The organism is Pseudocnuella soli, from assembly GCF_004347775.1.
Classification (GTDB): Bacteria; Bacteroidota; Bacteroidia; order Chitinophagales; family Chitinophagaceae; genus Flavisolibacter; species Flavisolibacter aquaticus.
Genome location: NZ_CP037755.1, coordinates 3,913,647 through 3,938,008, shown reverse-complemented (window position 1 = coordinate 3,938,008; position 24,362 = coordinate 3,913,647). Strand labels below are relative to the sequence as shown.

General features: G+C 50.7%; 18 protein-coding genes. 4 read left to right on the top strand and 14 right to left on the bottom strand.

The annotated features are described in order from the left end of the window. Window positions 1–93: 93 nt before the first annotated feature. The 5 genes from EPD17_RS16140 to EPD17_RS16120 all read right to left on the bottom strand — a co-directional run bounded on the left by EPD17_RS16140 (window position 94) and on the right by EPD17_RS16120 (window position 3,796). Entirely contained in the window at window positions 94–657 is a 564-nt protein-coding gene (locus EPD17_RS16140) for an inorganic diphosphatase (RefSeq protein WP_114236750.1), read from the bottom strand. Continuing rightward, a complete protein-coding gene (gene crcB, locus EPD17_RS16135) occupies window positions 658–1,014 on the bottom strand; it encodes a fluoride efflux transporter CrcB (protein ID WP_132055619.1) in 357 nt (118 codons plus the stop codon). It lies immediately after the preceding gene. After that, window positions 1,014–1,442, bottom strand: a complete 429-nt coding sequence (locus EPD17_RS16130) for a hypothetical protein (RefSeq protein WP_114236748.1) — start codon at window positions 1,440–1,442, stop codon at window positions 1,014–1,016. Before EPD17_RS16130 ends, crcB begins: the two co-directional genes overlap by 1 nt. A gap of 69 nt (window positions 1,443–1,511) precedes the next feature. Beyond that, on the bottom strand, window positions 1,512–2,543 hold the full coding sequence (locus tag EPD17_RS16125; protein ID WP_114236747.1) for a PhoH family protein: 1,032 nt from the start codon (window positions 2,541–2,543) through the stop codon (window positions 1,512–1,514). A 425-nt stretch (window positions 2,544–2,968) separates the two neighbouring features. Then, complete coding sequence (locus tag EPD17_RS16120; protein WP_132055618.1) at window positions 2,969–3,796, bottom strand: RHS repeat domain-containing protein; 828 nt, start codon at window positions 3,794–3,796, stop codon at window positions 2,969–2,971. Between the two features lie 209 nt (window positions 3,797–4,005). Between EPD17_RS16120 and EPD17_RS16115 the strand changes: the two genes are divergently transcribed. From EPD17_RS16115 to EPD17_RS16105, 3 genes are read left to right on the top strand one after another with little or no spacing between them, the layout of a single operon-like run. Continuing rightward, window positions 4,006–4,977: a DUF3667 domain-containing protein gene (locus EPD17_RS16115; RefSeq protein WP_132055617.1), complete on the top strand. Its 972-nt coding sequence runs from the start codon at window positions 4,006–4,008 to the stop codon at window positions 4,975–4,977. Window positions 4,978–4,980: 3 nt separating this feature from the next. Continuing rightward, a complete protein-coding gene (mazG, locus tag EPD17_RS16110; RefSeq protein WP_132055616.1) occupies window positions 4,981–5,751 on the top strand; it encodes a nucleoside triphosphate pyrophosphohydrolase in 771 nt (256 codons plus the stop codon). Next, complete coding sequence (locus tag EPD17_RS16105; RefSeq protein WP_132055615.1) at window positions 5,748–9,518, top strand: sensor histidine kinase; 3,771 nt, start codon at window positions 5,748–5,750, stop codon at window positions 9,516–9,518. The genes mazG and EPD17_RS16105 overlap by 4 nt, the downstream gene beginning before the upstream one ends. Before the next feature lie 343 nt (window positions 9,519–9,861). Here the strand turns inward: EPD17_RS16105 and EPD17_RS16100 are convergent, their stop codons facing one another. Together EPD17_RS16100 and EPD17_RS16095 are read right to left on the bottom strand one after the other, a co-directional pair. Continuing rightward, window positions 9,862–11,511 (bottom strand): DNA polymerase/3'-5' exonuclease PolX, encoded by a 1,650-nt coding sequence (locus EPD17_RS16100; protein WP_132055614.1) that lies wholly within the window; start codon window positions 11,509–11,511, stop codon window positions 9,862–9,864. 63 nt (window positions 11,512–11,574) lie between these two features. Further along, the gene (locus tag EPD17_RS16095) at window positions 11,575–14,037 is read right to left on the bottom strand and encodes a DUF5686 and carboxypeptidase regulatory-like domain-containing protein (protein ID WP_132055613.1); all 2,463 of its coding nucleotides are present in this window, start codon (window positions 14,035–14,037) and stop codon (window positions 11,575–11,577) included. 212 nt (window positions 14,038–14,249) lie between these two features. Here EPD17_RS16095 and EPD17_RS16090 point away from each other — a divergent pair, with 212 nt between their 5' ends. Further along, complete coding sequence (locus EPD17_RS16090) at window positions 14,250–15,098, top strand: 3-keto-disaccharide hydrolase (protein ID WP_132055612.1); 849 nt, start codon at window positions 14,250–14,252, stop codon at window positions 15,096–15,098. Window positions 15,099–15,182: 84 nt separating this feature from the next. Here EPD17_RS16090 and EPD17_RS16085 read toward each other — a convergent pair whose 3' ends face one another. The 7 genes from EPD17_RS16085 to EPD17_RS16055 all read right to left on the bottom strand — a co-directional run bounded on the left by EPD17_RS16085 (window position 15,183) and on the right by EPD17_RS16055 (window position 24,262). After that, window positions 15,183–16,007 carry a universal stress protein gene (locus EPD17_RS16085; protein ID WP_132055611.1) on the bottom strand — a complete coding sequence of 275 codons (825 nt, stop codon included), beginning with the start codon at window positions 16,005–16,007 and terminating at the stop codon, window positions 15,183–15,185. Window positions 16,008–16,193: 186 nt separating this feature from the next. Continuing rightward, entirely contained in the window at window positions 16,194–17,585 is a 1,392-nt protein-coding gene (locus EPD17_RS16080) for an efflux transporter outer membrane subunit (RefSeq protein ID WP_132055610.1), read from the bottom strand. Window positions 17,586–17,629: 44 nt separating this feature from the next. Continuing rightward, complete coding sequence (locus EPD17_RS16075) at window positions 17,630–20,803, bottom strand: efflux RND transporter permease subunit (protein WP_132055609.1); 3,174 nt, start codon at window positions 20,801–20,803, stop codon at window positions 17,630–17,632. A 146-nt stretch (window positions 20,804–20,949) separates the two neighbouring features. Next, complete coding sequence (locus EPD17_RS16070) at window positions 20,950–22,134, bottom strand: efflux RND transporter periplasmic adaptor subunit (RefSeq protein WP_132055608.1); 1,185 nt, start codon at window positions 22,132–22,134, stop codon at window positions 20,950–20,952. 34 nt (window positions 22,135–22,168) lie between these two features. Next, window positions 22,169–22,792: a TetR/AcrR family transcriptional regulator gene (locus tag EPD17_RS16065; RefSeq protein ID WP_165929635.1), complete on the bottom strand. Its 624-nt coding sequence runs from the start codon at window positions 22,790–22,792 to the stop codon at window positions 22,169–22,171. 332 nt (window positions 22,793–23,124) lie between these two features. Then, window positions 23,125–23,595 carry a DoxX family protein gene (locus tag EPD17_RS16060; protein ID WP_132055606.1) on the bottom strand — a complete coding sequence of 157 codons (471 nt, stop codon included), beginning with the start codon at window positions 23,593–23,595 and terminating at the stop codon, window positions 23,125–23,127. Between the two features lie 94 nt (window positions 23,596–23,689). After that, window positions 23,690–24,262, bottom strand: a complete 573-nt coding sequence (locus EPD17_RS16055; RefSeq protein WP_114236732.1) for a YceI family protein — start codon at window positions 24,260–24,262, stop codon at window positions 23,690–23,692. Window positions 24,263–24,362: the final 100 nt, after the last annotated feature.

Sequence of the window (24,362 nt, the reverse complement as noted above, 5' to 3'; positions counted from 1 at the left end):
TTTATTACTGTTCGTGTTCAATGGCATGGTGCAGGCGGTGCTTGTTAAACAAAAAGTCCGGGGCAATGCAACCCCGAACTTTCTGGCGTGGTTTTAATGCGACCCGAATTTTTCTTTGTACAGGTCAACGGCACTGTTCACCACTTCGTACGCTTCTTCGCGGCTCAGGAAGTTATCGATGCGCACTTCCTTATTTTCAAGCACCTTGTATTCTTCAAAAAAGTGTTTCAGCTCGTTGAAGAAGTGGCGGGGCAGTTCGTCAATGCTGTTGATGTGGTTTACGGAAGGATCGTGCAGGGCCACAGCAATGATCTTGTCGTCTTCCTCGCCGTTGTCAATCATTTGCATGTTGCCAATTACTTTGGCTTCCACCAGGCACAGCGGCTGAATGCTTTGCGAGCACATGATCATGATATCGAGCGGATCGCCGTCCAGGCCAAGGGTTTGGGGTATAAACCCATAGTTGGCAGGGTAGTGAAAAGAAGAATAGATAACACGGTCCAGTTTCAACAGTCCTGTTTCTTTGTCAATCTCGTACTTGGTACGCGATCCCTGCGAAATTTCGATCAACGCGGTTACGATCTGGGGTGCCCGGTCGCCGTGGTTGGCGCCATGCCAGGGGTGAAGTACGGTAGTGGATTTGTTGATGATTTCCATTTAATGTAAAAGTTTATAACCGATAAGTGTTGCCAACAGGCCCAGGGCCACGCTCAGCACCACGTAAAAAAAGAACTGTACCATGCGCCCCTGCTGCAGCAGTTGCAGGCTTTCGAGGCTAAAGGCCGAAAAGGTGGTAAATCCACCGCACAGCCCCGTCATCAGCAACAGGCGGCCGTCGTTACCTAGGCTGCCCTTGAGCAGTAAACCCCACAGGATGCCAATAAGCAGGCAGCCCGCCAGGTTAACGGCAAAGGTATTGTAAGGAAATGAATAGGCCGGCAGTAGCCGTTGTACTGCGTAGCGCAATACACTGCCTGCTGCGCCACCTGCCGCCACCAGTAGCCAGGGTTTCATTAGTTAACCGCTTTGGTGGCCGGAAAGGAATACTTCAGATCCACAAGCCAGCGGTCGCCGCTGCGCACTACTTTCACCGAGTCTTCCTGCTTTTTGTACGAGTTGGAATAATGCACCACGCTTACGCTGTCCGATACTTCGTTAACCGAATGAATAATGATGGAAGCGCCGCGGTAGCCGTTGCGGGTGGCCAGGTCGAGGCGTTGGGTATAGTTTTGCTCCGCAATATCGAGGTACCCCGAGTTCAGCGTATCGGCCACCACCAGCTCACGGGCATCACGCCAGCGGCCATCAAGTGCCAGGCGAATAAAATTGCGGGCGGCGTCTACTTCGTTTTCGGATGTCTGGGTTGTGTCGCTGCGATCTGGGGCGCTGTTGCAGGCCGCAAAAAAAAGCAGGAACAAAAAGCCCTTTGTGATGCTTTTCATTCCTGCAAAGAAAATGAATAGTTGCTGTCTCCGCCAATCAATAATTGGGGAACGCCGAATTATTACTGATTACCGGTGGTCGCCGTCGCGGTCCTTGCGAAAGTACTGGCGGCGTTCTGCCTTTTCCTGTTCTTCAATCTCCGATTCGCGCTGGCCTTCCTTATCGTATGCTTTCAGGATGGCTTTCACCAGGCGGTGGCGTACCACGTCTTCTTCGTCCAGCTCAATGTAGCCAATGCCGTCGATGTTGCGTAAAATGCGGCTTGCCTTGGCCAAACCACTGCGCTGGTTGCGCGGCAGATCCACCTGCGTCAGATCGCCGGTGATGATGGCCTTGGCGTTGGCGCCAATACGGGTTAAAAACATCTTCAGCTGCAGGTCGGTGGCGTTCTGCGCTTCGTCCAAAATAATGAAACAATTGTCCAGCGTACGGCCACGCATATAAGCCAGCGGCGCAATTTCGATGGTGCGGGTGCTCATGTAATATCCCAGTTTATCGGCAGGGATCATGTCGTCCAGCGCATCGTACAACGGCCGCAGGTATGGATCGATCTTTTCCTTCAGGTCGCCCGGCAAAAAGCCAAGGCTTTCGCCGGCTTCCACCGCGGGGCGGGTGAGGATGATCTTTTTGACCACCTTGTTTTTCAGGGCCCGTACGGCCATGGCCACTGCGGTGTAGGTTTTACCCGTACCGGCCGGCCCGATGGCAAATACCACGTCGTTTTTTTCGGAGGCCGTTACCAGCCGCTTTTGGTTGGCAGTGCGGGCACGTACCGTTTTTCCGTTCGGACCAAATACCAGCACGTCGGCAGGGTGGCGCTCCACAAAGTTGTCAACGGTTTCGGCATCATCGCCGCCCAGGATTTGTTCAAAATAATTTTCGCTCATGTGACCGTTCCGTTCGAGGTATTGAACAATGAGGTCTATTTTTTCTTTGGCGCCTTCCACCTGCTCCGGCGCACCGCTCAATTTGATTTGGGTGCCGCGGGAAAGAATTTTGAGCAGGGGAAATTTCTTTTTCAAAATATCCAGCTTGCCATTATTTACGCCAAAGAACTCTATAGGGTTAACGGTTTCCAGGTTAATGATTGTGTCTCTCAATGCACAAGGGTTTAATGTTCTAAATTCCGGCTTAAGCCCGGGTGGGTACTCCTGCTATCGGGTTGGTTTTCGACGAACCTGTTGCAGTAAGTTAGTTTGTTGTTGGGTACAAATAATAAATAATTTGTACACAGTATGTGTATTAAAAATTATGCCCGAAAAAGGGCTGCAAGCCGCTTGAAGCCCGGCTTTAGCCAATATGTTCATAAAGTAATAGGGCCTGTGGATAACCGGCCTTAATGGAAAGTTTACATCTTCTTCGGTGCCTGTTTCGAGGCTTGCAATTTTCGGTTGATAGGAAAGAGTAATAACAAATCTTCGCTGTGTTTTTTAATTAAATAAAACGCAGGACAAGATGGCGCTGACAACAAATGGAAAGTTGTCAGCGCCATATTTTATTTACTACAATCAAATAGTAAACTTATTTACTGGTAACTGTACTCCACTTTACCGGTCAGTTGTTTTTGCTTGTTGTAAATGGCTTCTTTGGTGCGCAGGCCTTTGTCGTTGTACTGGTAACGCCAGATGGTGTACTCCGAATTATTGGTAGGAAAAGTAATGCGCTGAATGACCTGCCCGGCATCGTTGTATTCAAACATATACTCGGGCAACAAGCGTTTGGCTTTGTTGTTAAAACGAACAATATCGGTAAGCTGCGATTTGTCGTTGTAATAATAATAAACAGGTTCCTGTTTTACGCCATTGCGCTCTGCATGTTCTTCAATAATATTTCCCTGTTCATCGTGTTTAAATGTAACTACGGTGGTGTCTTTTTTATTGCGGATCCGCAGCATGCCGGTAATGCGGTTGCCATCCCACTGCCACTGGTGCTCTTCCTGCACCGAAAAAGTGCCGGCCTTGTCAGTTGATACCGACAATACATTGAGCAAATTACCATCCGCCGCATATTGGTACGTAGTGGTGCTGATGCTGTTTTCGCTGCTGTCCACTGTTTTTACCACCCGGCCCGATGCATCGGAATGAGACACCAGCGTGGCATTGCCATCCATGCCCGATCGGGTAATAGTTTTGAGCGTGCCGCTGCCTGCATCAAATTGCTGCTCGGCTACCAGGTCTTCGTTGCGGGTGTTATCGGCATCAAAGGAGGAAAGCACCACGCGGGCTACTTTTCCCTGTTTGTATGAGCGGAGCATGGTAGCAGATTCGGCAGTGCCCACCACATCTTTGTAATAATATTGGCCTTGCGCCAAAGTGCCCATTAAAATGCCTGTAACAAAAAGCAACGCTTTCATCCGGTAAAAATTTCGACGGCAAATTTAACCAATAGCCGCCGCTATATTGAAGGCTTCCTGTTAAGTGTGGTAAATGGCTTTATTTTTAACAAAAGAATTCTCAAGTGTCGCACCATCCCGAACGCACCGAAAAGAACTGCCTGAATTGTGGAACCACCGTTGCCGGCCGCTATTGCCAGCACTGCGGCCAAGAAAACGTGCCCAGCCACATGCCCTTTTTTGCACTGGTGCAGCATTTTATTTTCGACATTTTTCATTTTGATGGAAAGTTTTTCGATACCCTGCGCTACCTGCTGTTTCGACCGGGTTTTGTGCCTGCGCAATACATGCAGGGGCGGCGCGTTGCCTACCTCGATCCGGTCCGGATGTATCTTTTTACGTCGGCGGTTTTCTTCCTTTTGTTTTTTGCTTTCGCTAAACCCGGCAACCTTGGAAATTTTACCGGGCAAAATGAATTGTCTAAAGTGGAGCGTTTTGATTACGCCAGTAAATACCTGGCGCAGGGCACCACCCTGGCCGATACTGGCCTGCAGCCCCTGCGTGTGTTGATGGACTCCAGCTACATTGTAGTAACCGATATGACGAGTGGTTTTGTTCCTTACGATTCGATCTACCCAATTAAATGGGAAATGGATGGAAAAGTATTTGCAGCCCGCAAAGACAGCTCCATCATCCGCATTGGCCCCGGTGCCGAATCTGTTTCGTTCAACAAAGGCTTGGACGGCCGCTGGAAACGCTACAAACAGCAGTTTGGTGGCGATACCGAAGCTATGGTGCAAAATTTCGTGGACAAACTACTGCACCTGTTTCCTTACCTTTTATTCTTGTCGCTGCCGTTTTTTGCAGGCATTTTAAAACTGCTTTACCGCCGCAACAAATCCCTGTTTTATTTCGACCACGCGGTGTTTACGCTGTATCACTATGTGTTCAGCTTTATTTTGCTCCTTATAATGTTTGGTGTAAACGGGCTTGAAGAAAAATCGGGCTGGCGAATATTTTCCTGGTTGTTTACACTGCTGTCACTGGCCTGGCCGGTGCACCTGCTGTTTGCCATGAAGCGTTTTTATGGGCAGGGCTGGGGCCGCACCGTAGCGAAATACGTGGTGCTTAATTTTTTGGCCACCATTGTGGTGTCGCTGCTGGCTTTGGCATTCATTATTTATTCGGCATTTACAATTTAACCTATGCACACACAAAGCGGAACTTTTGAACGGCTGGTACAGATCATGAACGAACTGCGGGAGGGTTGTCCGTGGGACCGCAAACAAACCATACACACCCTACGGCAAATGACGCTGGAAGAAACTTACGAACTGACCGATGCCATCACCGAATCGGACTGGCAGGGCATCAAAGAAGAACTGGGCGACCTGATGCTACACCTGCTTTTTTATAGCAAAATTGGTACGGAGCAGGGCCAGTTTACCCTCGATGATGTGATCAATGGCATTTGCGAAAAATTGATTGCACGCCATCCGCATATTTATGGCGATGTGCAGGTAACCGATGCGGAAGATGTAAAGCGCAACTGGGAGCAGATCAAGTTAAAAGAAGGGAAAAAATCAGTGCTGGCCGGTGTGCCCAAAGGTTTGCCTGCACTCATCAAAGCCATGCGCCTGCAGGAAAAAGCAAAGCAGGTGGGTTTTGAATGGGAAACCAAGGAGCAGGTGTGGGAAAAAGTAAAAGAGGAAGAAAGCGAACTGCACGAAGCCATCGCCGAAGGCGACCCGAAAAAGATTGAAGAAGAGTACGGCGACCTGCTTTTTTCGCTGGTAAACTTTGCACGGTTTTTGCAAGTGGACGCCGAAAATGCCCTCGAAGTCACCAATAAGAAATTCATCCACCGGTTTACCGGCATGGAAGCCCATGCCGCAAGCAATGGCAAACAACTGGCGGAAATGACCCTCGGAGAAATGGATGCCATCTGGAACGAGATCAAACACCAAAAAGATTGACCCCCGCCCACCAGCCTTTTATGGCCACCACGCCTAAGCGCTACCTGCTTTGGGCAGCGCTGCTGCTGTTTGTGCTTTCATTTATTTCCGGCACTTATTTCCGGAGCAAGCCGCCTGCCAACCTGGAACAGAAAAAGCTGGAGCACTACCTGGAGCGACAGCAGGTGGCATTTGGCCGCCTATTGGCCGATACGCCATTAGTGCGCCGGCTGGCGCAAAAGGCGGAAACGCAAAAAGACATGGAGCGCCTGCAGCGCTTGCCCTTTGCCGTGTTTTTTTATGCCGATGTTCCGTCGGGGCAGGAGTTGTTGTTTTGGAATACACAGGATATTACGCCTGCATCGCCCAACCTGGCGATGGTGGAAAGCACCGGCATGTACCGGCTTGCCAACGGGCATTACCTGGTGCAGAAAAAACAGCTGGTACTGCCGGGCCTGGCGTACAAGGTGCAGGCCTATGTACTGATACTGGTGCAGTACAAATACAACGTACAATCCGATTACCTCGTCAACCATTTTGCACACGACAAAGAAACCCACACCAAGTTTGAAGTGGCGCCGGAGCCCACGGAGTTCCCGGTAAAAACCAAAGGCGGTCAAACGCTTTTTTACCTTGCCCGCAAAGCGTTTACGCCGGAGGCCGAAACCGACGGCATTACTTTTTACCTGCGTTTGGGCAGCCTGGTGCTGTTGCTGGTGTACCTGCACCTGGTGGCAGGCAGCATCGCCAGGCGGCGTGGTGCGCTGCAGGGTGTGGCCTTGTTATCGGGTAGCCTGCTGGTGGCCCGGCTTATTTTTTACCAGTTCCCCGGTGTTTTTAATTTCAACCAATACAGTTTATTCGGGCCAGGCATTTACGCGTCCAGTGCACTCAATCCATCGCTGGGCGACCTGTTCATCAACGTTACCTTTTTTTGCTGGCTCTCCATTTTTGCATGGCTGCATACCGGTGCCAATAAAGAGATGCCGCCCTACCTGCGGGGCTGGCGCCGGTATGTAGTGGGCGCTGCGGCCCTGATGCTGCTGGTGCTGGCTACATTTGAAGTGGCCAACGTGGTGCGTTCGCTGGTTGCCGATTCACAGATCTCTTTCCAGGTTACCGACTTTTTCTCCTTGTCGCGGTACACAGTGGTGGGCTTTGTGGTGTTGGCGATGCTGTCGCTGGGCTACTACTTTTTTTCACGGGTGCTGTTCCGGTTTATTATGCCTGCGTTTGCACCGCATAACTATCTTGTTTATTTCTCGTTGGCGCTTGTTGGCCTGGTTTGGCTTACGCTGCTGCCGGGACAAACGCCGGTGTCTTTTCACATTCCGGTGCTGGGCTGGCTGCTCCTGTTTACTTTTTTCTTCAGCCGGCAGCAGTCGTTTATCAATCATTTCAAAGTAACACTGGCCGGGGTGCTGTTCTGGATCTTTATTTTCTCTGCATCGCTGGCTGCAATTATATTACAGGAAAATAAAGAAAAGCAATGGGCACACATGGAGGCCTTTGCCCAGCGCCTCGATAACCGCACCGATCCTACGCAGGAACGGACGGTGAGCCTTGCACTAACGTACATGGATGAACGCTTTTTTACCCGAAATTATCACCGCTTTATGGTGCCGCGGGTAAACAGCCACTTGCGCGACAGTATTGCCATCGATAACTTTCACCCCACTTACCGGCAGGCTTATAAAACGCAGTTGTATGCATTTGATTCGGCAAAAAATCCGCTGTACAACGAAGACGGCCGCACCTATGATGAACTGGAAAATATCTACACGCTGCGCAGTAAGGTTACTTCTATTCCCAACCTTAATTATTACGAGCCCGAATATGAGCAGGTAGTGTATTTAGCCAAACGCGAAGTGCGGGATTCGGCCGGGTTGCTAGGCACTTTTTTTATCCTCAGTATTCCCAAGCGCTACGTCAGCGACAACTTTTTGCCGGAGCTATTCAGCAATAAAAACCGGCAGGATATAGAAGGCTCGCCGCTGTATTCATACGCGGTGTACAACCGTGGCATTTTGCGGCAGTCGTCTAATATTTATTCATTCAAAACATCCGTCACAGCAGCCGATAAACCGGTGCGCAACGTAGAGTACCGGCAAAACGGGCCTTACAACGAATTGTGGTATAAAGCAAGTACTACCAAAATGGTGGTCATTGCAAAAAAGCGCGACACCTGGCTGGAAAGCATTACGTTGTTCTCGTACCTGTTTTGTTCGTTTTTGTTGATGGTTGCCGTGTTGCAACTCATTGCCATTTTGCTGCGGGCCATTTATGGCTGGCGGGTGGTCAACCTGTTTTCGGAAGTCAGCATCAGGGCGCAGGTTCATGGTACCATTATCTTCATCAGCCTGCTTTCGTTTCTCATTATTGGCGTGGCTACCATTACGTTTTTTGTGGAACGATACAACCGCGAAAACGAAGAGCGGGTCAGCCGCACCTCGGTTGTTATTCGCGATGAAATTGACCGGCGCCTGAAAGGTGTGGCGCCGCTGGATAGTATTTTAAATGGCAACGATACGGTACGCAACGCCATCCTGAGCCGGATCGTGGATGACCTAGCGCAAGTCCATTCGCTGAATGTAAACCTATTTGATGTGCAGGGCAGGCTGCGCTTCACTTCCATTGGTTTGATCTACAGCCAGGGGCTGCTGTCCGAAAAAATTGACCCGATGGCTTATTACCATATGAGCCGGATGCGACAGGTGCAGTACACCCAACGCGAAACCATTGGCACCCTCAATTACCTGAGCCTGTACACCGCGGTGCAGGAGCCCAGGTTTGGCGTGGTACAAGGCTATCTCAATATTCCTTATTTCGGTTCGCAGCTTGATCTCAAAAGGGAGATTTCCAACTTCCTCGTCACCATCATTAACCTCAATGCATTTATCTTTTTAATTGCCGGTGTCATTGCGCTGTTCATCACCAACCGTATTTCGCGGTCGTTCTCCGTAATTGGTGAAAAAATGAAAGCCATTACGCTGGGCAAAACCAATGAAGAAATTGAATGGAACCGCAAAGACGAAATTGGTGAACTGGTAACGCAGTACAATAAAATGGTGCACCAATTGGAGGCCTCGGCCGAAGCGCTGGCCCGCAGCGAACGGGAAGGTGCGTGGCGTGAAATGGCGCGGCAGGTGGCCCACGAGATCAAGAACCCGCTGACGCCGATGAAACTGAGCATCCAGTATCTGCAAAAAGCAATATCTGCAGGGCACCCCAATGTGCAGGATCTTACTACCCGCGTGGCCAATACGCTGGTGGAGCAGATCGATCACCTGTCAAAAATTGCTGCCGACTTTTCGAGGTTTGCCAACATTGGCCATGCGCAGGTGGAATTGTTTGATTTGCACGACGTGCTGGATGGATTGACGCATTTGTTTGAATCGAATCCAAAGGTGGAATTGCAGTGGCAACCAGTGGCTGGCCCGGTTTGGATCAGTGCTGATAAAACCCATATCAACCGCCTGTTTACCAACCTGCTGACCAATGCCGTGGAAGCCTGTGGCAGCGCCGATATTTGCTTAGTTGAACTGGTTGAAGTACGCACCGATGAGGGCATTGAAGTGCAGGTAAGGGACAACGGCGAAGGCATTGCCGCCGATATGCAGCAAAAGATTTTTACGCCCAATTTTACCACCAAATCTTCCGGCACCGGGCTGGGTCTGGCCATGTGTAAAGGCATTGTAGAACAGGCCGGCGGCCGCATCTGGTTCCAAACCGAGGAAGGCGTTGGTACTACGTTTTTTGTAGCATTGCCTGTGGGAGCAGAGGATTGAGCAGTTGACAGTTGGTAGTTGATAGTTGGTAGTTGATATTGCTGAGGCAACGTTCACCGTCATTGCGAGGCGCAGCGGTCGCCTTGTTGTGTTCGTGTTCATTGCGCCGAAGCAATCTCCATTTGCATATTAAGCTAAACGTGGTAAAACAATAGGTAATAAGTTGTAAATGGGGATTGCTTCGGCGCAATCGTTTTCGCTTAATAAAGCATTCCCGCTGCGCCTCGCAATGACGTTTAGCACAAATCGCCTCAGTCTCACCTAACACGATTTCCTATCAACTGTCAACTGTCAACTACCAACTACCAACTGTCAACACCGAACTCTCAATTCCACACTACCCTCACTTCCTCCGCAACCACGCCTCAAATTCCTGCAGCCCAAACGAGCTTATATTTTGCGCAGCAGTAAGCCCGCCTTTCTGCGCAGCCAGCACGCCGTATTTCAGGTTGGCAAAATCGTCCTTCGTATGTGCATCGGGGTTAATGGATAGCTGCACGCCTTTTTGCAACGCCGCATCAATCCAACGCCAGTCAATATCGAGCCGTTCCGGGTGGGCGTTTACTTCAATGGCCACGCCATTTGCGGCGCATGCATCGATGATGGCTGGGTAGTTGACCGGGTAGGCCGGCCGGCGCAACAACCGGCGACCCGAAAGGTGCCCCATCATCCGCACATGCGGGTTGTTGATGGCACCCAACAACCGCTGCATGGCTTTGTCTTCATCCATATCCAGGTTGCTGTGTATCGATGCAATCACCAGGTCGAACGAAGCCAGCACATCGTTGCTGTAATCCATGGTGCCGTCGCCAAGGATATCGCATTCAATGCTCTTAAATATTTTAAAAGGCGCCAGTTGCCGGTTCAGGTCGTCGATCAATTTGTGCTGCGCAATAATGCGTTCTTCCGACAAGCCATTGGCATAAAACGCAGCCTTCGAATGGTCGGAAATAACAAGGTATTCAAAGCCCAGATCTTTCAACGATGCAGCCATGTCTTCCAATGGATGTGCGCCATCGCTCCAATTGCTGTGCGCATGAATTAGTCCTTTGATATCGGCCACCTGCACCAGGCTTTCCGCAGCTGGCACCGGGCCTGTTGCCTGCCTTTTATTTTCGCGTAAAAACGGTGCGATAAATGCCTTTTGGCTTGCATCAAACAGCTCTTGTTCCGTGGCAGCATTGGGTAGCGAATACGTTGCTTTCCAAGCCTCTAAAAATTCGGTGCTGCAGCTTTTTTCAAAAAGTACCGTACCGAAATGTTCCGGTGCCGCAAAATAAAAGAACATCGGAAAACCCTGGTCTGTGGCGGCTTGTAGCGTAGCGTCATCTGCCGAAACAATATCGAGGCTGGTGCGTTGCAGGTGTTGTTGCAATTCTGCTTGCGGTACTGTGGTTACCCATTCCAGTTTGGAAATAACTTCCAGGTGCCGCCTGAATTCACCGGTTAGTTCCAGTTGATGGAGGGGAAAAGCTTGCTGTAGTTTCTGTGTAAATGAAAGCGCAAACGCATCGAGCTGCGCATAGAAAAATTTGCCGCGGCTTTCCTGTATAAAGCGGATGGAGTCAAGGATTTTTTCCTGCGTTTTTGCACCAAATCCTTTGGTTGTTGCAATGCGGTTTTCGGCGCAGGCTTGTTCCAGTTCTTGAATGGATGAAATGTGCAAGTCCTTCCAAATGGTATTGATCTTTTTTGGCCCCAGCCCTTTTACTTCCATCATTTGGAGCACGCCTTCCGGTGTTTGTGCAACCAGTTCCTGCAGCACCTGCAGTTCACCAGTCTGCAACAACTCCATAATTTTTTGTGCAACGCTGTCGCCGATGCCTTTGATGCCAGCAATTTTTTGCGGCGCCATTCCGGCCAGCGGCACGGTTAGTTTTTCAATGGCAAATGCAGCGCTGGCGTAGCTTTTCGATTTAAACGAATTGGCGCCATGGATGTCCATCAATTTTGCCAGCAACGAAAACTGGTCGGCAAGGGCGTAGTTGTCCATAGCGGCAAAGATAGCAGTGCAAATGCAGGTAAAACGGCGTGAATGCGGTAATATGTTGCGTTACTAAAACCAGCGGTTGCGCAGGGCATCCCAACTGGTTACACCAATTTTAAACTGCACCGGATTTTGAAACTTGTTTGCGGCCGAACCCACCACGTATACGCCCAGCTTGAATTTTGAACCTGCATTAAACGGCCATTTGAACACCCGCTCAATGCCGGTAAAAGCCTCCACGTAACGCAGGTTGCGTTCCGGCGCAAAGAGGAAGCCGCCGCCGGCCACTTCGCGCAGGCGCAAATTTTTGAGCAGTGGAATGCGGTTGATAAAAAAGCCGTTGAACTCGTGAACATAGTGCGCCTGGTAGGTGCGTTTGAACACGGGGAACGTAGAGTCCAGCGCCTGGAATGCTTCGTCGGGATTCAAAAACAGCAGCGGGTCGCCGCGGCGCTGAAACTGGTAGTCCACCAATTCCAATTTATTTTTATTGAGAAAAGTGCCGCTCTTCACCTTGTACCGCGAGTTACCGACAAGCCCCAGTTCTATTTCCTGCTCCATGCCAAACTCGAGGAAATCAAAATCAACCTTGCTGGAAAAAACATTGGGAATGCCTTTGCGCCAACTTGTGTAAAACGTAGGCCATTTGGAACTAAGAATTACTTTTTCGCGGGGCTCCCGGATGTAGCGCTGGCCCGGAGTGTATTGCAAAATCAGCGTTCCATACAGCGCATTGTATGGCTCAAATGCAATTGCTTTATTGTCTTCAAGTATATCGCCCAACGTACTGTCAAGAAGTGCAACAGTTTTGTAATTACTGACCGATCGGCGCAATGCAATTTCTGCATCGGCATGCAGGAAAAGGCCGTTGGCCAACTCCAGCCCGTGCCGGGCGCTGAGGTAATTATTCAGGTAAATGTTGCTGCGCTTGAGCATGTTGATCCAGGCATCGCCGGCGAAGATGTAATGGAAATCGCGGCCCACACCAATGCGGTAATAACCCCGGTTAAAAGGATTGTACATCCGGGTAAAACGAATGTTTCCGTTCAGGTCTTTGTTGCGTACCCCATAACTCAGGTTGGCATACACGTTCAGGTTTTTCCGCGATGGGTAAACTTTCGAATAGCTAACGGAAGGGAGTATGCGCAGTCCGCCAAAGCTGAATGGTTGAATGAGTGAAACCAGCGGCGGCAGGTTCCAGGTGCGTTCCTTTTCGCGGTTAAAAAAAGTTTGTCCTGAAAAAAGGATTTTTTTGAATGTCACACGGTTCAGTTTCCTGTCAATCGAGTCGAGGTATTGTTTGGTGTGAGTGGCGCGGTATACGCTGTCTTTATACCGGATAAAACGCAGTTCGGTGGGCGTTAGCGGTTCGGTGCGCACCTGGTGCCAAAAGCTGCTGTCTTTTTCGTAAGCTTCCAATGCCGTTGCGCTGATTTCATTGCCAAAATGTTTTTTGCCAAAAACGCGGTTCAATTCGTAGTTCGAATACCGCACCGTGGTCTGGCCGGAAAGCTTGCTTTTGCCGCCTTTTGCGTAGTAGGTAAACTGCTGCCGGTCGAGCATGAAGGCCTTGCTGCCAACAGGCACATAGTGTTGTTCCACTTCAAAAAAGTCGTACTCCGGCACATGGTAAGCCGGCAGTTTGAAACGGGTATGCAGCACTGCCCATGCACTGTCCGAAACATCCAGCTCACCTTCAACAGTAGCATTGCTCATACGGGTAGGCCTAACCGAAATGGTGTATATTTTATGTTTGCCAGCTTGTTGAATTCGCACCGTTTTGTAGCGGTAAGCCACCAGCCCGCTGTAACTGATTGGCGATAAAAAGGGCGTTTGCGACAACGAAGGAATCTTCACCAGGTTGTTGTAAAAATTAAAATTGCCTTCTGTTGCCGACAGGTAAAACAAGCCCGCCGTATTGCCCCATTTTTTTACACCCTGCCGCTCCTCTTTGATGTGCTGCTCGCCGCCATAGTCGAGGCGCAGCAACACTTCGGCCATGGCCATGCGAGACATGGCAGCAGCTTCCGCTGAAATATGCGTTGTATCAATCCGCACCTTTCCTTTCTTGACCTTTGGTGTAGATGAATCCTGTTGCACGGCTTTGATGTACATGTTGCAGGAGTACTGGCCAATGGCCGCCATCATTGCATCCTTGTGCTGGATCACCTGCCGGATGATCTCTTCCGCCCGGTCTTTGGCGCGGCCCCTTACCACCACTTCCGAAAGGCTCTTGGTGTCTTCGGTCAGGATCACATTTTGTTCTGTATTTCGCTGCACCACCAGCTCAATGGTTTGCGGCGCATAGCCAACTATGGTGTACACCAGTTCGTATTTGCCTGCGTCAACCTCCAATGCATAAGCGCCATCTGTTGATGAAAGCGTACCGAGCCTGCTGTTTTTTACCTGCACGCTGACCAATGCCAACGGCTCGAGTTTGTTGTTGGTGATTTTGCCAAAAATTTTATACTGCTGCGCAGCGGCCAAAGCACACTGGAACAAGAGCATGAAAAGCAGCAGCGTTCGCAACATAAGCAGGGGAGATTTTGAAAATTACCGTATTTCATGCTCCGGGCTGCCGCCGCAAATTCCTTTTCTTATTTCTTTAACAGCGGCTGAAAGCTGGCTCCATCGATTGATGAGGGGTTATGCGTTCGGGCCGCTATAATAGTTGTGGTAAAAAATATCTTGGCAAAAGCACCTGCATCAATATCTTTAACGGCACCCACAAACCACCGTTGCATATGAAACGTTTTACTGCCAAGCCTCTGCTTTTTTCCTGCGCTATTGCCGCCGTGATGGCTGCCTGTAACCCGGCACAAAAAAGCGCCACCACGCCTGTGGCTGCCGCAACAACCAATAGCGCAGCCGGCTGGGTGCCACTGTTTAACGGAAAAGACATCAACGACTGGACGGTAAAGATTCATCACCACGAAACTGGTGTCAACTTTGGTAATACATTCCGTGCGGAAGATGGCATGATCAAAGTGCGCTACGATCAATACGGCGATTTCAACGACCAGTTTGCACACTTGTATTACAACCAACCTTATTCGCATTACCACCTCAAGTTGGAGTACCGCTTTACCGGCGAGTTGCAAAAAAGTGCACCATCGTACACCATTCTTAACAGTGGTGTAATGTATCATTCGCAGGATCCCCGCACCATGCTTAAAGAACAGAACTGGCCGATATCAGTGGAAATGCAGTTTTATGCAGGACTGGGTGATGGCAAGCCACGACCCACCGGCAATATGTGTTCGCCGGGGACCGAGATTGTGTACAAGGGCAAACAATACAACGGGCACTGCCTTAATTCCACTTCGAAAACTTATGATAAGGACGAATGGGTGCAAGCCGAACTGATTGTGTTGGGCGATTCCCTGATCCAGCACATCATCAACGGCGATACCGTGCTGCAATACAGCAAACCCACCATGGGTGGTGGCGTGGTTGATGGTTATGATAAGGCTTTGTGGCAACCGGGCAAGCCGTTGAAATCCGGGTTTATTGCGCTGCAAAGCGAAGGACAGCCCATTGATTTTCGCAACATTCAAATCAAAGCGCTGCCGGGCAACCGATCGGAAGAGTAAAGTTTTTCCTACGTTTTTATATAGAAAAATGGGCAACAACCGACTGAGTAAAACGTCGGTTGTTGCCCATTTTATTTTGCAGTATTAGTTGGCGCTAACTACCGGGTCGTTGGGCAATACCAGCAGCGGTATTTGCACCCGCAGTGCCAGTGCACGGGTAGTGCTTTGGTGCACCATTCGCCGCCAGAAATTGTTTTTGCCGGGCACCACGGCCAGCATATCGGCGCCGAAGGTTTCCACCTCTTTTACAATGCCTTCCACCACGCCGGGAGTGGCCACGCTTTTATAATGGTGCGCTACATTTTCCAGCGCTGCTTCTACTTTAGGGTCGGCTGCGGCAGCTTCCTGCTGCACTTTATCCACGTGAAATATTTCCACGCTGGCGCCAAATTTACTGGCCACTTCTTTCAGCAACATCAGGCTGTTCCTGCTCGACAGGCAACTGTTGTCGTAGGCGTACATGATCTTGCCGATGCCGTTATATTTCGCACCTTCGGGCACCACCAGCACGGGGTATGCAGCGGCGCGGATTACCGAAGTAGTGGTGTTGCCAAACAGCTCGTCGCCCCAGTCGTTGATGTGCATGCCCATCACCACCAGGCCGGCGTTCACTTCTGCTACCACTTCGTCGAGTATATCTGTGAGCAGTGCAGTGCGGGAAAGGCCCTCGGCTTCAATGCCAAACAGTTCGGCAGTGTTGGCCGCAATTTTATCCAGGCGTTTTTTATTGGCTGCCACCAGCTCGTCTACACCTGCCGGGGTAAGCAAAGTATTGGATGCATGCAGGGGCAGTTGGTATGCATGAAATAAAACCAGCCGGGTATTGATCTTTGCAGCAAGAGCCGCTGCATATTCAAGGGCGCTGGTTGCATTAGCGGAAAAATCGGTTGCTACAAGGATGGTTTTCATAACAAGTAATTTAATACCGCTAAGGTCCGTTTTTACGCCATTGCGCTAGTTGATTGTAAGGTTCGATTGGGATGATTGTCATCAGCCTGAGTGAGGAGGATTAATCCAACTTTATGGGTAAAAAAAAGCTACAAGCTACAAGTACTCCACTTGCAGCTTGTAGCTTACAACTTGCCTTTTCCCACCTTAGCGCCAACCGCCGCCCAGCGACCGGTACAAATCGACCATGGCCTGCATCTGCTGCAAGCGGTCGTTTACGCGGCCCAATTGCGCAGCCAGCAGGCTTTGGCGGGCTGTGATCACTTCGGTATAATCGGCAAATCCATTGCGCAGCAATTCAATGGAATACGACACCGACCGCTCCAGCGCCGACAATTGCAGCGTACGCACATTCATTTTTTCCAAAGCCGTTTCGTGCAGCGACAGTGCATCCGACACTTCCTGCCCGGCAGTGAGCAATGTATTTCTAAATTGCAGCAATGCTGCCTGCTGATCGGCTTGGGCAACAATAAGATTGGTACGATTGAGGCGTCGGTTAAAAATAGGCTGGGTGAGTACGGCAGTAAGGTTGGCCGCCAGCGATGCAGGGTCTAAAAAGTTGGACAGCGCAAGGCTCGAAAGCCCTGCAGAGCCCGAAATGGTAAGTGCCGGGTAAAATGCAGTGCGGGCTACATTGGTAAATTCAAATGCGCTCCGGTAGGCCGCCTCGGCCTGCTGCACATCGGGGCGATAGGCCAGCAGCTGTGCGGGCACACCGGTTTGCAACATATTGGCCACCTGTTGTTCATCCAGGTCATTGCGCGGAATGCCTGACGGTGCTTGTCCCAACACAATGCTCAGCGCATGCTCGGTTTCCCTGATGCGTTGTTTCAGATCGGGCAGTGTAACTTCTGCAGCATAGCGCTGCGCCTCGCTTTGCACCACGGCCGCCTCGGTTACGCGGGCTGCTGTTTTCAGGGCACGCATCACCGTTACAGTAGTGCCCCAGTTTTGCACCGTTTGCTGCGTGATGAGTAATTGTTCGTCCAATGCCATCAGTGTGTAATACAAATTGGCAATGGTGCTGACAATGCCTGTTTGCACCACCCGTGCAGCCGCTTCCGATTGCAGCAAGTTTGCCTGCGCTGCCCTGCGGCTGCTGGCCAGCCGGCCCCAGATGTCGGCCTCCCAGGCCGATGAAAGGCCCAGTTGAAACTGCGTGGCGTTGGTACGGATGCCAAAGCCCTGCGCCTCCGAAAGCTTTGACTCAGACACCGATGCATTGCCCGCCAATGTTGGCAAAAAAGCCGCACGGCTTTGCAAATAATAAGCCTGCGCCTGCTGCACACGGGTATAGGCAATCTGCAGGTTCAGGTTGTTGTTGATGCCCTGGTTGATGAGGCGTTGCAACGTAGTATCGGTAAATACCTGCTGCCACGAAAGTGCTGCAATGCTGTTGGTGTCGGTGCTGTTGGCACCCCGAAAAAGATCATCGGTTTGCACCTCGGGTGCTGCATATGGCCGTACCACTTTGCACGATGCCAGCAGCACAACCGCCAGTGAAAAAATAGTGATGTAATTAAAAAATCTCTTGTTCATGTATGCATCATTAAACTGCGTTCTATAAATGGGCTGGCTGCGTGTTATGTGGCTGCAACCGGGGCCGGCGTACCCGCTTCATCGTCAGTTGCACCAAACTGTTTGGGCGGCCCGCTGAACCGCTCCTGCAGCGATTGGAAAATGATGAACAACACGGGAATCACAAACACACCGAACAGCGTACCTATCAGCATGCCGCCCACTGCGCCTGTACCAATGGAGCGGTTGCCGGTAGCACCTGCACCCGACGAAAGCATCAGCGGAACCAGGCCCAGGATGAATGCAAACGAGGTCATGAGGATGGGGCGCAAACGGGCCTGTGCACCTTCCAGTGCGGCCTGCACAATGGACATGCCCTGACGCCGCCGTTCCACTGCAAACTCCACAATGAGGATGGCATTTTTTGCCAAAAGCCCCACCAGCATGATCAGGGTAATTTGTACATAAATGTTGTTGCTGATGTCGAACAGTGAGGTAAATACAAATGCACCTGCAAGGCCAATGGGTAGCGACAGCAACACCGCCAGTGGCAGTATATAACTTTCGTATTGGGCGCTTAACAGGAAGTACACAAAAATGATCACCAGCAGAAAGATGAATACAGTTTGGCCACCGGCTGCTAGTTCTTCGCGGGTCATGCCCGAAAACTCGTAGCCATAGCCTGCCGGCAACACTGCCGCCGCCGTTTCTTCCACCGCCCTGATGGCATCGCCGGAGCTAAAGCCCGGGTTGGGCGAACCGTTGACGCCAATGGATGTAAACAGGTTGAACCTGGAAATAGACTGCGGGCCGTACACCCGTTTCATGGTAATAAACTCGGTAATTGGCGCCATGGTGCCGTTGGCATTGCGCACAAATACATTGTTCAGGCTTTCTTCATTGGCCCGGAATGATGGCTCAGCCTGGTACATTACGCGGTATTGTTTGCCAAACTGGTTAAAGTTCGATGCATACACACCACCGTAGTAACCCTGCATGGTGTTGAGAATGTCGTTTACCGTAAGCCCGGCTTCTTTTACCCGCGCCACGTTTACATCAATCTGGAACTGCGGAAAATTTGGGTTAAACGAAGTGGATGCAAACTGGATCTCGGGGCGCTGGTTCAACGCTGCCAGGAAGTCGTTGCTTACTTTGGTAAAACGTGCAATATCGCCGCCGCTGCGGTCCTGCAACTGGAACTCAAAACCGCCCGTGGTACCAAAGCCCTGGATGGTTGGTGGCGAAAAAAAGATGATGCGAGCATCGCGGATGCCGGCGGTTTTGCCAAACATTTGCCCGATGATGGACTGCACATCCTGGCCCTTGCCCTTGCGGTCGGCCCACGGTTTTAGCCGCATGATTACCATGCCATAGTTGGAACCTGCGCCTGATATCATACCGCGGCCGGTGATGCGCAAAATATTTTCCACCTCGGGAATGGTGCGGGCAATTTTTTCAATCTCTTTCGTGATCTCGTCGGTGCGCTCCAGCGATGCACCGGGCGGCAGCGCAATATCACTCATCACCGTGCCCATGTCTTCGTTGGGTACAAACGCGGTGGGTGTTGTTTTCATTAAAAAATAAAACAAGCCTGCAAACAACACCAGTCCGCCAATGGCAATGCCTTTTCGTTTTACCAAAAACGAAACCGACTTGCGATACTTGCTGGTGGTTACATCAAATGCCGCATTAAACGCTGCATAAAAGCGCTGTAAAAATCCTTTCTTTTTATGCCCGTCCTCTTTGTGCGGCTTCAGCAACAATGCACACAACGCGGGGCTTAACGTAAGGGCGTTTACCGCCGAAAGAATAATGGAAATGGCCAGCGTTAAACCAAATTGTTTGTAAAACACACCTGCCGAACCGGTAATAAAACTTACCGGCACAAACACCGCTGCCATTACCAAAGTGATGGAAACAATGGCGCCGGAAATTTCATCCATCGCATCAAGCGTGGCCTTTCGGGCCGAGGTATAACCCTGGTCCAGTTTGGCGTGAACGGCTTCCACTACCACAATGGCATCATCCACCACAATGCCGATGGCCAGCACCAGTGCAAAAAGGGTAAGCAGGTTGATGGTAAAACCAAACAACCCGAGGAAGAAAAATGTACCGACAATGGCCACCGGCACCGCAATGGCGGGAATAAGCGTGGAGCGAAAATCCTGCAGGAACACAAACACCACGAGGAACACAAGGATGAATGCTTCGATCAGGGTATGGATCACTTTTTCAATCGACGCATCAAGAAAATCGTTGGCGTTGACAAGGTTCACATATTTTACCCCTTGCGGAAATGTTTTGGCCGCTTCATCCAACACTGCCAAACTGCCTTCAATAACTTCTTTGGCATTGGAACCAGCAGTTTGCGAAATAGCCACACCCACCGAAGGGTTGCCGTTGGTAGTGGTGGTAGAGGCATAACTCAGCGCACCCAGTTCCAAGCGGGCAATATCTTTCAGCCGCAACAGTCGGCCCGTGCCGGCTGAGCGGATAATGATTTTTTCAAATTCTTCAGTGGTCTTTAGCCGGCCGCTGTATTTGATCACATACTGAAACGATTGCTGGCCTTGTTCGCCAAATTGCCCCGGGGCCGCTTCAATGTTTTGCTCAGCAAGCGCAGCGCCTATGTCGCCGGGCACCAGGCCATAAGTGGCCATCACATCGGGTTTCAGCCAAATACGCATGGAATAATCCATCCGGCCAAATGCCGATGCATCGCCTACACCATTTACCCTTTTGATGCGCGGCACCAGGTTGATCTCGGCATAGTTCTGCAAAAAGGTCTGGTCGTATGCCGGGTTTTCGCTGTACAGCGAAAAAATCACCAGGTTGGAGCTTTGGCGTTTGGCAGTGGTTACGCCGGCACGGGTCACCTCCTGTGGCAACAGGCTGGTGGCGCGGGCCACGCGGTTCTGTACGTTCACCGATGCCAGGTCGGGGTTGGTGCCCAGCTTAAAGTTGATGGTAATATTGGCGGTGCCGTCGTTGCCGGCCGATGAGGTCATGTAGGTCATGCCTTCCACACCATTGATCTGTTCTTCAAGCGGCACCACCACGCTGTTGAGTACCACATCGGCATTGGCGCCCTGGTATGATGCAGAAACCTGCACGGTGGGCGGCGCAATATCGGGGTACTGCGAAATGGGCAGCGATACAAGGCCCAGTATGCCCAGGATCACGATCAGCACCGAAATAACGGTGGACAGCACCGGGCGTTCTATAAATCTTTTGAGCATGATTACTTAACTGTTGGTCTGAAAAAAAAGTAGCGACGATGCAGTTGTAAACAATGCAATTGCATCAAAGCTGTTTGCGGAAGCAGTTGCAGCGTTTGTTTTTTTATAAAAAAAACGAGAACCTGCAGCATTTAAAGCCGCACTATTTACTGCAGCAGGCTGCGGTACAGGCTGTCTACATTTACCGGCCTTACCTTGATGGGGGCGCCTTCGCGCAGCGTGGCAATGCCTTCCAGCACAATCCTGTCGCCGGGGTTGAGGCCCTCCTCTGCTACAAAGTATTTGCCGTTGCTGCTTTCCATCACCTGTACTTCGGCGCTGCGTACCGTGCCGGTACTTTCCAGCACATACACAAAACGTTTTCCCTGTATTTCGTAAGTTGATTTTTGCGGAATAACAATGGCCGAATCGACGGTTTGCGGAATGCGCACCACGCCGCTGCTGCCGCTGCGAATAATATTACCGGGGTTGGGAAACGTGGCCCGCACACTGATGGAACCCGTTTCGGTATTGATAAGGCCACTGGCGGTTTCCACTTTTCCTTTTTGCGGAAACTCGGAGCCGTTAGGTAACATTAAACTAACTGGCGGCAGCGATGCCAGCCGCTCTTCGGATGTGGCGCCCTTGGTGTTTTTAGCAAACTCCAGCGCTTGTTTTTCGTTGATGGAAAAATACGCGTAGATATTGCCGATGTTCGACACGGTGGTAAGCGGCTCCGGCGTGGTGCTGCTTACCAGGCTGCCTATTTTATGCGGAATGGTACCCACCACGCCGTTGACCGGGCTGGTGATGGAGGTGTAACCCAGGTTGGTGCGGGCATTGGCCAGCGTGGCACGGGCCTGCGCCAACTGGGCCTGTTTGGCCTGCAGTGTAAACTGCGCCGACTGCAACTCGTACTGGCTGATGATGTTTTTTTCCACCAGCGGCCGCACTTTTTCTACCTGCATCTGCGCGGCATTTACATCGGCCTGGGCAATTTTAATATTGGCCTCGGCGGTGCGTACGCCTTGTTCGTATTGCGGTGCGCTGATCTGGAACAGGGGCTGGCCGCGGCGTACCGTAGCACCCTCGTCTACATAAATGCGGTCTACATAACCGTCAATCTTGGGTCTTATTTCAATGTTTTGCTGGCCCTGTATTGTGGCCGGGTATTCGGAGTATAATGTGGTGGTTTGGGGTACAATGGTAATAACGGGATAATCTTTTACCTCGCCGGCACCCGCGGCGCCGGGTGCACCTGCTGCGGCTTTTTTATCGTTGCCACCGCAAGCCGTGAGGGCCAGTGATAAAAATAGGAATGGGGCCAGCCAGTACGTTGCCTGCTTGTTCATGATCGTTGGTTGTTGTGTTTGCTGTATGTTCTTTTTATTGGTCCTTTGTTTTGTACTGGTGCAATAGCAGCGCCAGCACCACTGTTTTTCGTTCCTGCAATATTTTTTTGTAAGCCGTATCGCTGAGGTCGAACATTTTTTGCAGCAGCGGCCGGGCTATGTATGGGTAAGCCAGCAGTGCAAACAGGTTGATGAAATACTGTATGGGCTTCATTTGCGGGATGGTGCCCCGTTCCATTTCCCTTTCTATTTCTTTTAAAAATGCTTTCAGCCGCTCCTTGCCGCCGGGTAGCTGCACAAACAGCTCTTCGTACCGTTCGGGTTGCTGGTTGATCTGCAGCGTGATGAATGTTTCAAGGAACGGATGTTGTACCAACACCTCCAGAAAAGCCTGTACCAGCGCTTCAATTTTGGGCACAAACGCCAGCTCCGAACCAATGACATCGTGTATGCGGCTGCGCAGCTCGGTCAAGGCTTCTACAAAAACGGTATCGAACAGCTGGTCGCGGGACCGGAAATAATAATGGAGCAAGGTGCGGTTCACGCCGGCAGCATCTGCAATGTCTTGCGTGGTGGCCAGCATGCGGCCTTCTTTTAAAAATACCTGCTGTGCCGTTTCCTTGATGAGTTGCTCGGTTTTGGAATCTTTTACAGCCATTGAATTTTTTTGTTTGACAAAATTGTTAAACAAAGGAACTGCAAATTGGTTACCTATTTGCGCCATTGCACTTTATTGGGGCGGATAAAACATTTGGCAGCTATCAAGCCCGGCAGATCGTTGCGTTGTATTTTGCTACAATTGTTTGTTACCAAATACTGCAGGGCACAAAAAAGCCCGGCCAAAAAGGCCAGGCGTTTCATTTGGTAATACCGGTCAATGAACAAACCGTTTTATACAGGGTACCAATGTTACAACCTGCACAGCCGCGTATAATTTTCATAATTGGCTGCGGGTTGTTATTTATTCACCAAACACACATCCAAAGCTTTTTATCGGTAGGCGGGCATCGAGCTGTTGGCCGCAGCGGGGCTGAACGCAGGCGCTGCGCCTTTACCCCAAATGGCCTGGTCAACCGAGTAGCGGCCGGGGCCGGCAAACAGAAGCACTAAGTAAGCCAGCAGGTATTGCATGCCCAGCTCTTTAGCCGAGAACGGATCGGCGGCGTGGATCACTACCACCGCAACCAGCATGGTTACAATCAGCGGCAGCGTCGCCAGCCTGGTGGCAAAGCCCACCAGTATAAACAAGGAACAAACCACTTCGGCAAAAACGGCCATAGCCAGCGACATTTCAGGGCTCATGCCCAGTACGGGCGGAAACTGTACCGGATCGCCGGAGAATAACATGCCCAGCTTGGGCAGGCCATGAACCAGCATCAGGGCGGCAATGCCGATGCGTGCAGCCAACAGGGCTATATCAACTGTGTTGGAATTATTGCCGGGACTCAAAATCTTTTTCATCACTTCTGTTTCTAATTATTTAAGCAGGATAAAGGCTACGCTGCACGCCAACACATCAAACCATAACACGGTGCTGCGTATGCTTTATATTTTATTACTGTGCAAATTCGCCGTCGGCTTTAATGCGTACTTCGTCAGAGATCATCGGGGCAGGAAAACCATTGCCCAGTGCAAAATCGGAACGCTTGATCACACCACTAACAGTGAAACCTGCAGTTGCTTTTTTGCTCATCGGGTTTTCTACAGTGCCGCGGTATTTCAGGTCCATGGTTACGGGCTTGGTTACGCCGTGCATGGTAAGGTCGCCTTTAACCTTGTAGGTGTCTTTACCGGTTTTGGTAAGGCCGGTGCTTTTAAATTGCAGGGTAGGGAATTTTGCAGCATCAAAAAAGTCGGCGCTTTTCAGGTGATTGTCCCTTGCTTCCACACGGGTATCAATAGAGGCCACTTGCGCAGTGAGGGTAAAAGCAGCGTCGCTGAAATCGGGTTTCGAGCTCGAAACTTCTACATCGAAATCATTGAATGTTCCCGACACATCGGAAATGCCCAGGTGGGTAACGGTAAAGCCTAGTTGCGAATGGGGCTTGTCGCTTTTCCATACGCCGGTAGTGGCGGTAAATGCGGTGAGCAGCACAAAAGCGGAAAGTGCAAGGGTTAACTTCTTCATACTCTTTGGGTGTTGTTTATTTAAATTGATACCGCAAAGGTATACCGGCACAAGGGCGTGGGCCATTGCGTTTGGGCAAGAAATGGCATTGATCTAGATC

Excerpts from the sequence above, each read along its gene's own strand:
- EPD17_RS16140 (WP_114236750.1), bottom strand. The coding sequence starts at position 657 with ATGGAAATCATCAACAAATCCACTACCGTACTTCACCCCTGGCATGGC.
- crcB (WP_132055619.1), bottom strand. The coding sequence starts at position 1,014 with ATGAAACCCTGGCTACTGGTGGCGGCAGGTGGCGCAGCAGGCAGTGTA.
- EPD17_RS16130 (WP_114236748.1), bottom strand. The coding sequence starts at position 1,442 with ATGAAAAGCATCACAAAGGGCTTTTTGTTCCTGCTTTTTTTTGCGGCC.
- EPD17_RS16120 (WP_132055618.1), bottom strand. The coding sequence starts at position 3,796 with ATGAAAGCGTTGCTTTTTGTTACAGGCATTTTAATGGGCACTTTGGCG.
- EPD17_RS16115 (WP_132055617.1), top strand. The coding sequence starts at position 4,006 with ATGCCCTTTTTTGCACTGGTGCAGCATTTTATTTTCGACATTTTTCAT.
- mazG (WP_132055616.1), top strand. The coding sequence starts at position 4,981 with ATGCACACACAAAGCGGAACTTTTGAACGGCTGGTACAGATCATGAAC.
- EPD17_RS16100 (WP_132055614.1), bottom strand. The coding sequence starts at position 11,511 with ATGGACAACTACGCCCTTGCCGACCAGTTTTCGTTGCTGGCAAAATTG.
- EPD17_RS16095 (WP_132055613.1), bottom strand. The coding sequence starts at position 14,037 with ATGTTGCGAACGCTGCTGCTTTTCATGCTCTTGTTCCAGTGTGCTTTG.
- EPD17_RS16090 (WP_132055612.1), top strand. The coding sequence starts at position 14,250 with ATGAAACGTTTTACTGCCAAGCCTCTGCTTTTTTCCTGCGCTATTGCC.
- EPD17_RS16085 (WP_132055611.1), bottom strand. The coding sequence starts at position 16,007 with ATGAAAACCATCCTTGTAGCAACCGATTTTTCCGCTAATGCAACCAGC.
- EPD17_RS16080 (WP_132055610.1), bottom strand. The coding sequence starts at position 17,585 with ATGAACAAGAGATTTTTTAATTACATCACTATTTTTTCACTGGCGGTT.
- EPD17_RS16075 (WP_132055609.1), bottom strand. The coding sequence starts at position 20,803 with ATGCTCAAAAGATTTATAGAACGCCCGGTGCTGTCCACCGTTATTTCG.
- EPD17_RS16070 (WP_132055608.1), bottom strand. The coding sequence starts at position 22,134 with ATGAACAAGCAGGCAACGTACTGGCTGGCCCCATTCCTATTTTTATCA.
- EPD17_RS16065 (WP_165929635.1), bottom strand. The coding sequence starts at position 22,792 with ATGGCTGTAAAAGATTCCAAAACCGAGCAACTCATCAAGGAAACGGCA.
- EPD17_RS16060 (WP_132055606.1), bottom strand. The coding sequence starts at position 23,595 with ATGAAAAAGATTTTGAGTCCCGGCAATAATTCCAACACAGTTGATATA.
- EPD17_RS16055 (WP_114236732.1), bottom strand. The coding sequence starts at position 24,262 with ATGAAGAAGTTAACCCTTGCACTTTCCGCTTTTGTGCTGCTCACCGCA.